The following is a 14,002-nucleotide window of genomic DNA, read 5'->3' as shown; positions in this document are numbered from 1 at the left end:
CAAAGGAAAATATCCGCAATCTCATTTAGGCTCTGTTGAGATACCGGGAAAACAGCCCTTTTTGAGAGCTTAAGGCCTGTTTTTCCGGCATGACGTTCTTTTCGTACATTGAACTCAGGTTAAACTAACAACACACAACTCGTAAATCGCTTCATGACTAAATCAGAGATTAAAAATTATCATAGAGTTATTGGATACGTAAACCTATCGTTGAGTGTCATGCATTTAATCTTCTCGAGGAATAGCGATCTTTCAGGCAGGCTCTTTGAGGCTATTCTCATTAACCTCGGATATCACATGCTCTACTACTACTTCGCTCTAATTTACAAGCTCACAACCAAGGTTAGATTACTAAACAAATTCAATAAAGTAGCCTTGTTAATTATGCTTAAACTTTTCGCAATTTTCGGCATACTTGGTTCTGCTTCTTTTGGGATTCTAACCATTTTTGATGCAATAGACTCCAGTAAACTCCACGAACTATTTGGTATATGTATTCCCTTTGGACTGTTCCTTGGGGCAAATTCACTTCTAAGAGATATTCAAGAAGAAAGCCAGAGTTTTATGGCCTAAAAGACATATTCCGCAGTAGAGGTTTTTATACTTACTAACCGCCACAACTCTGCTGTTGACTTTCTAAAAATGAATCTTGACTTAGCCTAACTCTTTTAAAACACTTTTCCCTTTTTCAATCAAAATTCCGGTATCTGTTCCGCAGGCAATAAGTTGGTAGCGTTCCTTCTGCCTGAAAGGTTTAACCGCCTCCGGAGTAGTACCAAAGTAGCCCATGGGAATTCCTGCTTTATCACAAGCTTTTTCAACTTTATCGATGGCTACTTTCACCAGCACATGCTCTACTTGCCCGGCCACTCCAAAACTGGCAGAAAGATCATAAGGCCCAATAAAAACCACATCAATCCCTTCAACCTCCACTATTTCATTGATGTGATTCACGCCTTCGAAGTGCTCTATTTGAATAACCACCAGCGTTTGCTCATTGGCCTTCTCTACATACTCCTTAAAGCTAAGTCCATAGCCATGAGCACGAGCCGCACCCACTCCGCGCACCCCTTGCGTTGGGTATTTGGCATAAGAAACAATTCGTCCAGCCTCCTCGGCCGAATTGACTTTCGGTACAATAATGCCTTCAGCCCCAGTATCGAGCACCTTTTTAATACTAGCCTCGCTCAGCTCCGCCACCCGCACCAAAGCGCTACATTCCGGTTTCATAGCCTGAAGCATCCGTTGCAACTCCAAAACTCCATGCGGCCCGTGCTCAAGGTCGATAAACAACCAATCGAAGCCCACCTGGCTCATTATCTCAGCTATTTCAGGAGAAGGCAGGCTCAATAGCGTACCCAATAGTGTTTCTCCCTGCTGCAGTCTTTTTTTCAGGTTCATAGCTCAAGATAATGAGCTTTGACAAACTTTTGCTTTTCAGTACCTTTCAGAATATCGGCTTTAAGTTGACAAAGCCAGTGGCATGAGCAAACTGCATAGTTTTGGCGCCTATGAACAGCCCCATGAGAAAAACACTGAAACGCATTGGTATTTCGCTACTGATTATTGTGGGGCTTTTAGTCATATTTGCCACGTTTTTTCTCAAAGGCATAGTCAACAATCAACTCAAAAAAGAGATTAAAACCACCTTTGGCGGATTCTACACGCTCACTTTCCAAAAGAGCGCTACCTCCCTTTCTACTTCAGGGTTTAATGTGCAATACCAAGGCGTCACCTTTCGATCCGACACCAGCAGCCACTCGGTAGGCTCACTTCATCCTCCCCTTTTCTTTAAGGCAGAAAAGCTCGATGTATTAGAAATCAATGTGTTTGAACTCCTTTTTGGATCAACCATTAAGACCGGACGAATAGAGATAGACAGGCCGGAAATGATATTCTTTGTGACCGATGATTCCAAGGCAAAAACCAACCATACTGAAAAGGAAACATCACAGCCCATTAGGCATATTGTAGTAGGCAAACTAAACATAAAAGAAGGAAAGGCTTCTTTTTTGGCCGATCGCAACCACCGCGATACCCTAGGGACAGGGCAACAACTGGATCTGGCAATCGAGAACCTAAACCTTAACATTGAATCTAACCTTAATTTTCTCCATTCGGCTACTTTAGACCAGTTCAAACTGGCTCTCAAGAAGCTAAAAATGAAACCTCGTGATGGGCAATACAGCTATTCCATCGATCAGATGCACTTCGATTATCAAAAAGAGGTACTGCGTTGCCTCGGGCTTAGCATGGAACCTCAAGGCAATCCGGTTCAAATGGCTGCCCACTCGAAGTACCGAAGGTCGGTTTTCCAAATCACTACCGATTCTATGGTTTACCACTCCGATAATTTCAGGACACTCAAAAATCGGCAGTCCATTGATGGTAGTTCCCTAAAACTCTACAAGCCGCGGGTGACTATTCATCGTCACAAGAGTCTTCCGCTCAATGAAAACCAATACAAACGACTGTTTCATGAATCATTACTCGCTCTGCCCCTTGAGGTTGAATTAGATAGTGTGCAGATAATAGACGGGCATATAGACTACCGGATATACAGCAATGAGGTACAACCCGGCAACCTGGTACTCAGTCGGTTGAATGCTTTAATAGCACCAATAAATACACGACAGCGCACCACTATTCAGGCACAGTTTAATGGACGCTTTATGAACGCATCGGCCTTTTGGTTACAACTGAACCTCCCCCTTTCTACCCCGGAAAAACACAGTTACAAAGGGGAAATTGAATCTATGAAATTTACTGCGCTCAATCCGCTCATTGCCAATTTGACCCGTGTGCAGATGGAAAACGGCACACTTGAACATATAGCTTTTAGTGGTACGGGAGGCACCTTACTAAACCAGGGCCAAATGACTCTCCGCTATTCTGATTTTAAATTTTCACTGACTAATAAAGCTAATGATAAACGGTGGTTGCAGTCTGGTTTGGGTAACCTATTGGTTCGTGGCAGCAACAAAACCGATAAGCAGGGCGAACCTTTAACCATCAGCTACTCTTATAAGCGACCGCCCTACAAGGATCACCTCGATTTATATGCCGGAGGACTGATTGACGGATTTGCCCAGGGCGTTCTACCCAAGCTTATTTATCAGTTAGTGATGCAGGATTGAGGGGGCGGGAAGCGGGAAGCATGAAGCGTGAAGCATGAAGCATGAAGCTAGTGGCATGAAGCCGGGTTTCCGTGTTCTAATACCCGACTTTGGGTATCTGCAATTTCCAGCCTTATCCTTTTCCATGCCGAGCTCAGCCGAAGCATCTGCCCAATGTTTAAGCTTAGGCAGATCCCTCCCTAAAGTCAGGAAGGGAAAGGGCTGGGAGTTGAAAGCGAGAAGTCTGAAGCTAATAGCGTGAAGCCGGTTTTCCGTGTTCTAACACCCGACTTTGGGTATCTGCAATCTCCAGCCTTCTCCTTTTCTATGCCGAGCGAAGCCGAAGCATCTACCCAATATTTAAGCTTGGGCAGATCCCTCTCTAAAGTCGGGAAGGGGAAAACTGGGACGTGAAGGAAGAACCAAGTTTTGAATATCCGATATCTAGGCTCAAGCGTGATTTGCACACAATTCAATAAAGCCGTTGGGCAATATGAAGCAAACAACTTATTTTGCCATAGGTCTAAACCATTGCACAACCTATGGACATTTTTGCAATCATCACCATTCTTACGGTACTCTCTGCTGCTTTCGCATTCATAAACACCCGCTTCCTGAAACTACCCTTTACCATTGGCCTGATGATTATTGCCATGTGTTTTACACTGGTTATTCTGGCCCTGGGGCAGTTCAATCATAGTATACTGGAGCAGTCTAAACAGCTAATTCAATCCATAGATTTCAAAACTGTATTGCTCGAAGTAATGCTGAGTTTCCTGCTCTTTGCCGGAGCACTGCACACCAAACTGGATGAGCTTTCCAAACAGCGCTGGCCAATAATGCTATTCGCCACGTTTGGGGTAATCACTTCAACTTTTATAATTGGGGGTATTTTCTATTTTGTTACGCAAGCAGTTGGTCACCCCATTGAATTCATCTATTGCCTTTTGTTTGGTGCACTTATATCTCCTACCGACCCTATTGCTGTACTGGGCATATTAAAAGACGCTAAAGCACCCAAGAAACTTGAGATTAAAATTGTGGGCGAATCGCTCTTCAATGATGGCGTAGGCGTAGTGGTTTTCCTTGTTATTTTCGCCATTGCCCAAAAAGGTATTGCCTCAGTAGAAGCCGAAGAAGTTGGTCTTTTATTCTTCGAAGAAGTGTTTGGTGGTATTGCTCTGGGTTTGGTACTTGGCTGGCTGGGTTTTCAAATTATGCGCACGATTGACCATTACGAAACGGAGGTAATGATTACCCTTGCGCTTGTAATGGGTATTTATACCATTGCTCATTACGTACACTTTTCAGGGCCTCTTGCCGTGGTAGTGGCCGGAATTTTCATAGGCAACAAATCGCCAGAAATTGCCTGGTCCGATACTACCCAAAACTACGTGGATAAGTTTTGGGAATTGGTCGATGTATTTCTGAATGCCATTCTCTTTGTACTCATTGGCTTCGAGCTATTAATTGTGGTAATTAACGGAGAGTACATTTTACTCGGAATACTAGCCATTCCTATTACGCTGATTGCGCGATACATTGCCCTGAAGGGTCCAATTATGCTTTTCAATAAGAAATTGGAGTTTATTCCTAAAACCGATCTTATTATGACCTGGGGCGGAATACGCGGAGGTATCTCTATAGCATTGGCTCTATCTCTGCAGCCTGAAATGGAGCGGGAGCTATTCTTAACCGTAACCTATGTCATTGTGGTTTTCTCCATTATCGGCCAAGGCCTCACCATTGGGCCATTGGTGAAGCGGGTACTGCGCAAGTAGAGTGTGCATACATGGCACTATTGAGACAGATTCTAATACAATAGAAATTATAGGCTGAGTCATGCTACCCGAATTCACAAACGCACCTATAGATTGTAAACGGAAATTCCACACATCTGAAGTTGAAGAAAACTTTAACATAACTGACTTTTGGCAATGGAATCAATCGAATCTACTTGAAAACAGAACTAGAGGAATTCTTGCTGAGTACTTAGTAATGAAAGCACTCAGCCTTCAATCCCACAGTCGGAAAGAATGGGAGAATTGGGATCTTATCACAAGTGAAGGAGTGAAAATCGAAATTAAGTCTGCTTCGTATATACAGTCTTGGAGACAGAGTAATTATTCGAACATTACCTTTAATATTAGAGAAACAAAAAGATTCAATCCAGACACCAACACCTACGCAGGCACACTTGGTCGCCATTCGGACGTCTATATTTTCTGCCTACTGCACTGTAAAGATCAATCATCTATTGATCCAATGGATCTTAATCAGTGGAGTTTCTTTATTATTCCAACAGCAGTTCTTAACCAAAATCTCGGAGGTCAAAAGACTATTGGTTTAAAAAGACTTAATGCAATGGCTCATGCCAATTGCTCGTTCCATCAATTGAAAGAAGCTTTCCAAAGAGTTGTCGACCTATTAAAATGAACTTTAAAAGTTGATATCTAAGCAACTTCGACTGATACTTTTTTATATGAACCCCAAGGCCGATATAAAACAGCTGCGTTGAGCTTCCTTGAATCAACGATAGTAGATCACTACTTTGGGCTGTTCAGGAAGGGCTCTATATATAGCGGTTAAAGCTTTGTTTTCTGCTTCCAGATAAACTTTGGGCTCGTACGTATATTGGCTGAATGTAATCACCGATTTTAGAAATACCCCTCTCCTCCTCCAACGATAGGCCGAGTATAGCTTACGTCCTGTTCTCCCTCCAAACTTGTTGGCCTCATCGCTTAAAATAAGCTGTGTGCCATTGTCTAAGGCAAGGTGCACGAAAGCCGGGTCGTAGATTAACGAGTCGGGAGAAGTTACAGAAGCCAAAAACTCTTCCTGAGTTTTGGGAGCCACCTTTTCGATCACAGGCTCCTTTACAATGTTTGCTTGCGAGAAGACTGTTTTTCGAGGAATACTCCACTGTGCCCAATATACCGATGTGTTCAGTCGCTTTATCAGTGGGTCAACCTCAATGCCGGTGGCTTTTGCCTGATAGATGGTTAATCCATTCATAAACAGGTTAATACTGCTGTCTGCCAGGTTAATTAGCAAATGAACAGAGTCCTTTTTCGGCAATTCCAAGAGAGCCTTTCGTAGAGCCAGTTCACGTTGAAGGGAGTCCAATGGAGCCGTATTAACCGGCCAAGGCCCATTCTTTGCACGAGATGCTTCAATGGGCTTTTCCCAATCATTCAGCTTATGTATTGGTGCCATTACCCATTGAGCCAATGTAACCAAAAGTATCAGGCATAGGCCAACTCCCACCACCAAAGCGGTACGCTTGTGTTTCATTGACCGGATTATTGACAGACTCATTTTTTTAGAATATAAACACCTTGGAACCCATGGGCAGCGACTTATAAACCAGCTCAAGGTTTTCGTCATCGAGACGAATACACCCGTGGGTGACAGGAAGTCCCAGAAATCGCTGAAACAAGGTGCCATGAATGAGGTATCCATCGCCCAGGCTCAGAGAATAGTCGCCCAGTACTCCATATTCGAAACGAGACGGGTGGTTGGCCGATGGTACCGGCAGCCCTTCTTCCACAAAGGCCCAGTCTGGCTTTTTCCAAACCGGATCTTTGGTTTTATTCCTAATCCTAAACTCTCCTTTAGGTGTTTTGAACATCCACTTTTCTTTTTCGCTTTTTTTGAGCAGCACATAACTACCGGTAGAGCAAATGTCTTTCTTCACCATTTGTTCTCCTTTGTATAGGTAAAACTCGTTGACCGTACTATTCACTACGAGGTAGTGTCCTTTGGGAACATTTACCCTCAGTTTCTGATCGAGTTCTTTGAGTTCTTTTTGGCCCGTATGCTCTAAAGCCATCAGTGTTGAATCACTTACACCAGGCGACCAACTGATGGTGGCCAAGGCAATGGCAAGAGGCTGCAAGTTGAACAGTACTACAAGTGCAGCTACCACAGAAGCCGATATCCAAACTGATTTATGCACTTTTGTAATCATATTATTTACCCTTTCCGGGCACGGTTAAAGCCCCTACAATTACTACAGGGGTATTTTCTACAACAGCATCAAAAATCTTATCCATATCCTTGTTTTCCAGGGCAATACAACCATCGGTCCAGTCAATCCCCTTACCTCCATCGCCATGTATTTCAATCAGGTTGCCAATAGAGGCATTGGCGGGTATTAGGCCATTGGCCTTGTTTTGCTTAAATCGCTTTTTGTCTTCCTCGTTGGGATAATCGAGCAATAACGCTTTGTAGTATCGGGTTTGTCCGTTCTTCTTTTTACGAACGACTTTGTAATGACCTTCCGGGGTTGTTTTATCACCGGCCTTCAACTTGTCTCCCATCCAGTTGGCACCCAGCTCTACCTTGTAGCTGGCCACAGCTTTGCCGGCTTTGTATATGGTGCATTTTCGCTCATACTTTTCCACCACCAAAAGAGCTGTACCCTTTCTTTTGGACTCTTCTATGGCTTGGTTTACCAGCCTGTTCCACTGCGGAATTTCCTGTTCCAGTTCGGCCACCAGTTTTTTTGCCCTTTCTGAAAGTTGGCGCGTATCTGTTTCCAGTTTATCGAGTCTTTTCTCGAGCGCTTCCAGATTATCCTGAGCCAGGGCATTGTTAAGTTCTTGTTGAACCAGCTTGCTACTTGCCAAAAGCTTTACTTCTTCCTTGCTGAGTGGCAAATGCTTGAATTGAGTATCGAATTGTCTTAACTGATTTTCTACAGATGCCAGCCTGTGGAGATAAGCATTCAGCGCCTTTTTAGCGGCTTGCGAGGCTGTATTTGCAGCTTGTTCGGCTATTTGAGCTGCTTTTTGGGCATGCTGCTCTACTGTTTTAAAATTTCTTAGCAACAGAAAACGCCTGTTTTGCTGTGTCCAGCCGGTCATGGCCGAATCGTAATGAGCCGTAGCTTGTTGCAACTGCCGTGTGGCATATGCACCAGCCTTCTGTTTTTCGGCCTGTGAAATCTTTTCGCGGGCTGCCTCCAACACTTGTACGGGGGGCTTCGGCAAGAAAATCACTCTTAGAACAACTGTGAGAATAATTAGGGCCATTATGGCCAAAAACAACCTTTTCAACTTCATGAACGCACCTCTCTAAAAAGCAAACAGTTGGCCAAATCTCGAAAAGTGGGTTGCCTCAGAAACTACCCCAACTTCACATGCTTCGTCAACCTTAAACCACCTAAATGGTAGCCGATGAAGCAATTGCCAGTCTCCGAGACTTAGCCAACTGTCTTATAATAAAAATCCCCTTGGGGCCGAAGCCTTTCCGGGGACCTTCAACCAATTACAAATACATTACTTTCTGTTAGAAGCAGTTTTGTATTTGCTGATCACTTCTGTTAATTCTGTATTTATGGCACTTGCCTTTTCTCTGGCAGCGCTAAGTTTTTCCATGGTTGGTTTCAACTCACCGTTCTGATACATGGCGTTTGACTCGTTTACAGCAGACTCAATTACATCTAGCTCAGCTTTGATGGCAACAAGGGCAGTTGCGCCTTCTTTACCTCTCGGGGCCTCGCTAATTAAGTTTCTGCCTTCAACCACCAGGTTTTGAACCTCTGTAATGGCAAACTCGATTTCTGCTTTCAACGACTCAATTGCCTCGTTGGTGTTAGCAGTCACTTGTCCGGCCATTTCAGTTACAGCGTTTAGCTTCTCTACGGTTTTGCTGTAGTTCTTGAAGAATTTAGATTTTTGCTCTTCAAGGCTAGTCATAGCAACAGCCATAGAATCGTTAAGCGCCTGGAATTGATCGGCTACATAAACATCGGCACCTGCAGCTTTTGCCTGCTCAATAGCAGCATTAGCAGCGTCTACTTCTGCCTGAGGCAGCTCAGCACAAGATGAAAGGCCAATAATGGCAATAAACAATGCACTGATAAATGTGTACTTGGTTTTCATAATTAGTTATTACTCTGTTTTTAGTTTTAGTATGCCCTGTGGGCTTCTTCATTTTTCGAGCATATGACGTAACCTTAGAAAAAGGTCACAGGTGGAAGGCAAAAATATTTTTAAAAAAGCGAAACCTTTTATAACTAATTGAAATACAGAAAATTAAAAACCATAACAGATGCTTCGGCTGCGCTCAGCATGGAAAAGGAGAAGGCTAGAGATTACCGATGCACAAAGCCAGGTGTTGGAATACGGAAACTCGGCTTCATGCCACTAGCTTCATGCTTCCCGCTTTCAACTCCCAGCCCTTTTCCCATCCCGACTTTACGGAGGGATCTGCAGAAGTGAATCTCATTAGATAGATGCTTCGGCTTCGCTCAGCATGGAAAAGGAGAAGGCTGGAGATTGCAGATACCCGAAGCCAGGTGTTGGATTATGGAAACACGGCTTCACGCTACTAGCTTCATGCTTCCCGCCTTTAACTCTCAGCTCTTTTTCCCATCCCGACTTTAGGGAGGGATCTGCAGAAGTGAATCTCATTAGATAGATGCTTCGGCTGCGCTCAGCATGGAAAAGGAGAAGGTTGAGGTCATAGATACTCGAAGCCAGATGTTAGAATACGGAAACACGGCTTCACGCCACTAGCTTCCTGCTTCCCGCCTTTAACTCTCAGCTCTTTTTCCCATCCCGGCTTTAGGGAGGGATCTGCCCAAGTTTAAATACTGGCAGATGCTTCGGCTTCGCTCAGCATGGAAAAGGATAAGGCTGGAAATTGCAGATACCCAAAGTCAGGTATTGGATTGTGGAAACACGGCTTCACGCTACTAGCTTCATGCTTCACGCTTTCAACTCTCAGCTCTTTTTCCCATCCCGACTTTAGGGAGGGAACTGCCTGAGCTTAAACATTGGGTAGATGCTTCGGCTTCGCTCAGCATGGAAAAGGAGAAGGTTGAGGTCATAGATACTCGAAGCCAGGTGTTGGAATATGGAAACCCGGCTTCCTGCTGCAAGCTTCATGCTTCCCGCCTTTAACTCCCAGCCCTTTTCCCTTCCCGACTTTAGGTGGGATCTGCCTAAGCTTAAACATTGGGCAGATGCTTCGGCTTCGCTCAGCATAGAAAAGGAGAAGGCTGGAGATTGCAGATACCCGAAGTCAGGTGTTGGAATACCGAAACCCGGCTTCACGCTACTAGCTTCATGCTTCGCGCTTTCAACATAAACTCCTCTAGTCGTTGCCCCTTCTGGCCGGAGGTAAGGCATGATGAATCCGATCGACCAACTTACTGAATGGAAGGCTTTGCAAATACACCTTACCGGGTCCCTGCAGGTTGACCAAAAACAGTCCTTCTCCTCCAAAAAGAGCATTTTTAAACCCACCTACAAACTGAATATCGTAATTGACGGTGCGGCTAAAAGCCACTACACAACCGGTGTCTACACGTAGGGTTTCTCCGGGCTGCAAGTCTCTTTCAATAATGGTTCCTCCTGCATGAATAAAAGCCAGTCCGTCACCCGTAAGTCGCTGAAGAATAAATCCTTCGCCTCCAAAAAGTCCGGCTCCAAGACGCTTGGTAAAGGCAACTTCTATTTCAACCCCATAGGCGGCACATAAGAAGGCATCTTTCTGACAGAGAAACTCCCCTCCCATTTTAAGTAAATCTATAGGGACAATTTTTCCGGGGTAAGGTGAGGCAAAACCTACTTTTTGCCGACCGGTACCTATGTTGGTAAAAGAGGTAATGAAGAAGCTCTCTCCGGTAAACATCCGCTTAAGTCCTTTCATAAGTCCGCCTCCTGTACCGGTTTCCATTTGGATGCCTTGGTCCATATACATCATTGTTCCGGCTTCAGCTCTTACTGTTTCCTGTGGGTCGAGCGTTACCTCCACCAATTGCATATCATCTCCTATTAATTCATAGTCTATTTCGTGTGCCATAATGTTAGTTAAGTATTTAATTGTAATATCGTTTCAATATTGCTTGGGCTTATTCGGCCTTGTAATCTACTACTACAGAATCTTCAATAAGTTGCCCATGTTTACGTCCAAAGGCTACATGAGCCGGGTGAATAAGGTACAAATCTCTGTCCTTTTCGTTTTTAAAGGTGAGCAAAAAAACATGGGTCATACCTTTATCGTACCCTTCAGGACTCACGTTGAGCCCCCACTCCAAAGATTTAACTAAATCTATTTGCTGTTGCAGGCCGGCAAAATCTTCAATAAGACGGTTTACCTGATCTTTTGTGGCTTCAGGAATAAACTTAAAAGTCACCACGTGCCGGAGTTCACCTTTCATTTCGGGTAATGGTCGATTACAAGAGTTCATAAGTAACAAACTCATTAGCAGTATAGCGATTCTCTTCATGGTTTAGCGCAGTGTTAATTTCAAAGTTAAGAGGAGTATCTGAAGCACAAGCTATCTCCATTGAACCAACAGGTTCACCCTCAATTTCTAAAAGTGACAGAAATTTAAGGTTCATCCGCAAGTTATCTACCGGGCTGGCATCTAAGAAGCAAAACCATAATTAACCATGAAACAAAAGACACTACTTTTTTCAACTCTTCTACTTGCACTGTCTTGCTCCGACCCTGGCGATGGTAATGCGCCTCAAGATGAGGTTACAGATGTACCGGCTGTTTATCAACGCTTTACAGATAACGTAACGCTTTATGTTGAAGGAGAATTTTTAGTCATTGAAACAGACGACATCCCCAACCACCCCAGCCCATACTTTAGCCAGACAGACTCGCGATACGAAGCATACAATGGCAGCAACAGCAATTTCCACAGAAACCCTAATACCATAGCCGAGCAAAACATTACCCTGCGAATTCCCCTCAACCCTACTCCCGCCACCCAAAACGAAGCCACGCCTCTGGGTGCTATAGGCATTAGCCTGAATGGGGTTGTTTTTTTCAATCAGTATGCAGGCCCCAATAATCAGCCTTTAACCAACGAAATCGATTCTTTTGATCAGTATCTGGGACACCCGGCCAACTCGGGCAACTACCATTACCACCAGGAACCTCTTTACCTAACCACAAACAATGGGTCTGATGCTCTTCTGGGTTGGTTACTGGACGGGTATCCGGTGTATGGCCCGGTAGAAAACGGTAGTCGGGTGAATAATGGGCAATTGGACGAATTTCATGGGCATAACCATGCCACAACTGACTATCCGGAGGGTATTTATCATTATCACTTCACCGATGCCGACCCTTATATTAATGGCAGTGGTTTTTATGGTGTTGCAGGAACGGTGACCAACTAAATGAAACGACTGAGTCCTTATAGCATCTTGTTTATTCTTGTGCTGGTGGTTATAGTGACTGTAGCAAGAATACCTCACCACACCATTGATGCCAACGAGCTGAAAAGGCAGGGGGGCCTTTTTTACCATAAGGATAAACCTTACACAGGCAGGGCCATAGAGTATTACCCAAGAGGCGAAATAAAGGCTGTTCGGCACTACTCAAATGGCAAGCGCCAGGGCAGACAAAGGGGCTATTATGAAAGCGGGCAGTTGGCTTATAAACGCTATTACATGCAAAATCGGAAAAGTGGCCTGCACCTGGGCTGGTGGCCCAATGGTCAACAAAAGTTCATGTACTCGTTTAGAGATGGTATAGCGGAAGGCATTAGCAAAGAATGGTCTGAGTCAGGCACTTTGTTAAGGGCTATGACTTACCAAAAAGGCAAAGAGGATGGCCCACAAAAAATGTGGAATGAAGACGGAAGCATTCGCGCCAACTATGTGGTAAAAAACGGCCGCAGATATGGCCTAATAGGACTAAAGAACTGTAAATCTGTAAGCAATGAAATTGAAGGTTTTACTGCCATTGATTATTAGTGTAGGTCTCACTGCCTGCCATAGCCCCAAAAAAACTGAGGGCTTGCCGTTTTTTAATTCGGCCAGCTTTAGCCCTGAATGGATTTCTAGCAATGACGGAGCCTTTGGTCAAATCCATACTATTGCCCCGTTTCAGTTTATCGATCAGAATGGGGTTCTGTTTGGAAGCGAACAATTGAAAGGAACTCCTTATGTGGCTGACTTCTTCTTTACCTTGTGTCCAAGCATTTGCCCTAAAATGACCAGCAACCTGGCAGAAATTCAAAATAGCTATGAAGCCAGCGAAGTGCAACTGGTTTCTTTTAGCGTAATGCCCTGGGCCGATTCGGTGACGGTGCTACGAGACTACGCTGAAGCTCGTGCAATTGATGACAAGCAATGGCATTTACTCACCGGAGACACAGGCGCCATTTATACTCTGGCTCGAAAATCTTTCTTTGCTGAAAAAGAAATGGGGCTGAACAAAAACTCAAATGAATTTTTGCATACCGAAAACTTCATTTTGGTAGATGGTAGCGGAAGAATTCGAGGGGTATATAACGGTACGCTGAGCCTGGAGATGAAACGACTGAAGGAGGATTTACAGACTCTCCTGACTTCAGGCTAACAATTCGGCACACCATTTTATAGCCTCGGCCGACCATACCACCAATATTCCCAACCTCGATTTTATTTTCTTAAAGCTTTTAAGAAAGAGCACACCGAATCCTAACAGGTAGAGCATTCCGAAAATATATTTGGGAATCATCTCATCGAAGCCAAGCACCTCGGAAACCGTAATGAGTACTATTACAACAGCAGTACCAATGAGAAAGGCTTTGTGGTAGTTTTTCAGGTTTAACGAATTGGCGGACTCCACAGAAGCTAACACTGAGCAAAAAGCAAATACATAGGTACCAAAAGGGCCTATACCCATTATGGGATCGAGATAGATAATGCTAGACAAGGCGAGCATTACTGTGACCATTTTGGTTAGTGGTTTTCGGGCAAAACGCACTAAAATAAGTCCGGCCAAGGCACAGACTAAAGTTAAGGTTGAAGAAATCATACGGCTCTGCAAAGGTAGTAATTATTAACCACCAATATCCTGATAAACAATCGATTAAAGATTAAAATAAAGCAGCCCCAATGTTACCATCGGGGCTCTTTTTCACCTAA

16 protein-coding genes are annotated in these 14,002 nt (G+C 44.2%); 7 read left to right on the top strand and 9 right to left on the bottom strand.

Annotated elements, in window-relative coordinates:
- Window positions 1–153: 153 nt before the first annotated feature.
- On the top strand, window positions 154–573 hold the full coding sequence (locus B3763_RS16770; protein WP_286748029.1) for a hypothetical protein: 420 nt from the start codon (window positions 154–156) through the stop codon (window positions 571–573).
- Window positions 574–654: 81 nt separating this feature from the next.
- On the opposite strand, the gene B3763_RS16765 is transcribed toward B3763_RS16770, so the two are convergent.
- Window positions 655–1,401, bottom strand: coding sequence for an HpcH/HpaI aldolase family protein (locus B3763_RS16765; protein ID WP_286748027.1), 747 nt, complete (start codon window positions 1,399–1,401; stop codon window positions 655–657).
- 122 nt (window positions 1,402–1,523) lie between these two features.
- Between B3763_RS16765 and B3763_RS16760 the strand changes: the two genes are divergently transcribed.
- The 3 genes from B3763_RS16760 (at window position 1,524) to B3763_RS16750 (ending at window position 5,552) form a co-directional block, all read left to right on the top strand.
- Window positions 1,524–3,137, top strand: a complete 1,614-nt coding sequence (locus B3763_RS16760) for a hypothetical protein (RefSeq protein ID WP_286748025.1) — start codon at window positions 1,524–1,526, stop codon at window positions 3,135–3,137.
- 521 nt (window positions 3,138–3,658) lie between these two features.
- Entirely contained in the window at window positions 3,659–4,897 is a 1,239-nt protein-coding gene (locus B3763_RS16755; protein WP_189630901.1) for a cation:proton antiporter, read from the top strand.
- Window positions 4,898–5,114: 217 nt separating this feature from the next.
- Window positions 5,115–5,552, top strand: a complete 438-nt coding sequence (locus B3763_RS16750) for a hypothetical protein (RefSeq protein WP_286748023.1) — start codon at window positions 5,115–5,117, stop codon at window positions 5,550–5,552.
- A gap of 93 nt (window positions 5,553–5,645) precedes the next feature.
- Here B3763_RS16750 and B3763_RS16745 read toward each other — a convergent pair whose 3' ends face one another.
- The 7 genes from B3763_RS16745 to B3763_RS16715 form a co-directional block, all read right to left on the bottom strand.
- Window positions 5,646–6,410: a hypothetical protein gene (locus tag B3763_RS16745; protein WP_286748021.1), complete on the bottom strand. Its 765-nt coding sequence runs from the start codon at window positions 6,408–6,410 to the stop codon at window positions 5,646–5,648.
- A 28-nt stretch (window positions 6,411–6,438) separates the two neighbouring features.
- Entirely contained in the window at window positions 6,439–7,086 is a 648-nt protein-coding gene (locus B3763_RS16740) for a L,D-transpeptidase (protein ID WP_286748019.1), read from the bottom strand.
- A gap of 1 nt (window position 7,087) precedes the next feature.
- Window positions 7,088–8,182: a L,D-transpeptidase family protein gene (locus B3763_RS16735; protein WP_286748017.1), complete on the bottom strand. Its 1,095-nt coding sequence runs from the start codon at window positions 8,180–8,182 to the stop codon at window positions 7,088–7,090.
- A gap of 216 nt (window positions 8,183–8,398) precedes the next feature.
- Window positions 8,399–9,004, bottom strand: coding sequence for a hypothetical protein (locus tag B3763_RS16730; RefSeq protein WP_189630897.1), 606 nt, complete (start codon window positions 9,002–9,004; stop codon window positions 8,399–8,401).
- Window positions 9,005–9,871: 867 nt separating this feature from the next.
- Entirely contained in the window at window positions 9,872–10,012 is a 141-nt protein-coding gene (locus B3763_RS16725; protein WP_286748014.1) for a hypothetical protein, read from the bottom strand.
- A gap of 208 nt (window positions 10,013–10,220) precedes the next feature.
- Window positions 10,221–10,931: a TIGR00266 family protein gene (locus B3763_RS16720; protein WP_286748012.1), complete on the bottom strand. Its 711-nt coding sequence runs from the start codon at window positions 10,929–10,931 to the stop codon at window positions 10,221–10,223.
- A 49-nt stretch (window positions 10,932–10,980) separates the two neighbouring features.
- Window positions 10,981–11,358 carry a Dabb family protein gene (locus B3763_RS16715; RefSeq protein WP_286748010.1) on the bottom strand — a complete coding sequence of 126 codons (378 nt, stop codon included), beginning with the start codon at window positions 11,356–11,358 and terminating at the stop codon, window positions 10,981–10,983.
- Between the two features lie 166 nt (window positions 11,359–11,524).
- Here B3763_RS16715 and B3763_RS16710 point away from each other — a divergent pair, with 166 nt between their 5' ends.
- From B3763_RS16710 to B3763_RS16700, 3 genes are read left to right on the top strand one after another with little or no spacing between them, the layout of a single operon-like run.
- Window positions 11,525–12,265: a YHYH protein gene (locus B3763_RS16710; protein ID WP_286748008.1), complete on the top strand. Its 741-nt coding sequence runs from the start codon at window positions 11,525–11,527 to the stop codon at window positions 12,263–12,265.
- A complete protein-coding gene (locus tag B3763_RS16705) occupies window positions 12,266–12,844 on the top strand; it encodes a toxin-antitoxin system YwqK family antitoxin (protein WP_286748006.1) in 579 nt (192 codons plus the stop codon).
- Window positions 12,810–13,451: an SCO family protein gene (locus B3763_RS16700; RefSeq protein WP_286748004.1), complete on the top strand. Its 642-nt coding sequence runs from the start codon at window positions 12,810–12,812 to the stop codon at window positions 13,449–13,451. The genes B3763_RS16705 and B3763_RS16700 overlap by 35 nt, the downstream gene beginning before the upstream one ends.
- Here the strand turns inward: B3763_RS16700 and B3763_RS16695 are convergent.
- On the bottom strand, window positions 13,443–13,892 hold the full coding sequence (locus B3763_RS16695; RefSeq protein WP_189630890.1) for a hypothetical protein: 450 nt from the start codon (window positions 13,890–13,892) through the stop codon (window positions 13,443–13,445). The two genes, B3763_RS16700 and B3763_RS16695, sit on opposite strands and share 9 nt — an antisense overlap.
- Between the last annotated feature and the right edge of the window lie 110 nt (window positions 13,893–14,002).

This window comes from Roseivirga sp. UBA1976 (assembly GCF_002336325.1).
GTDB classification, from domain to species: domain Bacteria; phylum Bacteroidota; class Bacteroidia; order Cytophagales; family Cyclobacteriaceae; genus Roseivirga; species Roseivirga thermotolerans.
Note: the sequence above shows the minus strand (reverse complement) of the source record. Positions and strands in the feature narration are given on the sequence as shown.

Excerpts from the sequence above, each read along its gene's own strand:
- B3763_RS16705 (WP_286748006.1), top strand. The coding sequence starts at position 12,266 with ATGAAACGACTGAGTCCTTATAGCATCTTGTTTATTCTTGTGCTGGTG.
- B3763_RS16710 (WP_286748008.1), top strand. The coding sequence starts at position 11,525 with ATGAAACAAAAGACACTACTTTTTTCAACTCTTCTACTTGCACTGTCT.
- B3763_RS16740 (WP_286748019.1), bottom strand. The coding sequence starts at position 7,086 with ATGATTACAAAAGTGCATAAATCAGTTTGGATATCGGCTTCTGTGGTA.
- B3763_RS16730 (WP_189630897.1), bottom strand. The coding sequence starts at position 9,004 with ATGAAAACCAAGTACACATTTATCAGTGCATTGTTTATTGCCATTATT.
- B3763_RS16760 (WP_286748025.1), top strand. The coding sequence starts at position 1,524 with ATGAGAAAAACACTGAAACGCATTGGTATTTCGCTACTGATTATTGTG.
- B3763_RS16755 (WP_189630901.1), top strand. The coding sequence starts at position 3,659 with ATGGACATTTTTGCAATCATCACCATTCTTACGGTACTCTCTGCTGCT.
- B3763_RS16700 (WP_286748004.1), top strand. The coding sequence starts at position 12,810 with ATGAAATTGAAGGTTTTACTGCCATTGATTATTAGTGTAGGTCTCACT.
- B3763_RS16695 (WP_189630890.1), bottom strand. The coding sequence starts at position 13,892 with ATGATTTCTTCAACCTTAACTTTAGTCTGTGCCTTGGCCGGACTTATT.
- B3763_RS16725 (WP_286748014.1), bottom strand. The coding sequence starts at position 10,012 with ATGAAGCTTGCAGCAGGAAGCCGGGTTTCCATATTCCAACACCTGGCT.
- B3763_RS16715 (WP_286748010.1), bottom strand. The coding sequence starts at position 11,358 with ATGAAGAGAATCGCTATACTGCTAATGAGTTTGTTACTTATGAACTCT.
- B3763_RS16765 (WP_286748027.1), bottom strand. The coding sequence starts at position 1,401 with ATGAACCTGAAAAAAAGACTGCAGCAGGGAGAAACACTATTGGGTACG.
- B3763_RS16745 (WP_286748021.1), bottom strand. The coding sequence starts at position 6,410 with ATGAAACACAAGCGTACCGCTTTGGTGGTGGGAGTTGGCCTATGCCTG.
- B3763_RS16720 (WP_286748012.1), bottom strand. The coding sequence starts at position 10,931 with ATGGCACACGAAATAGACTATGAATTAATAGGAGATGATATGCAATTG.
- B3763_RS16770 (WP_286748029.1), top strand. The coding sequence starts at position 154 with ATGACTAAATCAGAGATTAAAAATTATCATAGAGTTATTGGATACGTA.
- B3763_RS16750 (WP_286748023.1), top strand. The coding sequence starts at position 5,115 with ATGAAAGCACTCAGCCTTCAATCCCACAGTCGGAAAGAATGGGAGAAT.
- B3763_RS16735 (WP_286748017.1), bottom strand. The coding sequence starts at position 8,182 with ATGAAGTTGAAAAGGTTGTTTTTGGCCATAATGGCCCTAATTATTCTC.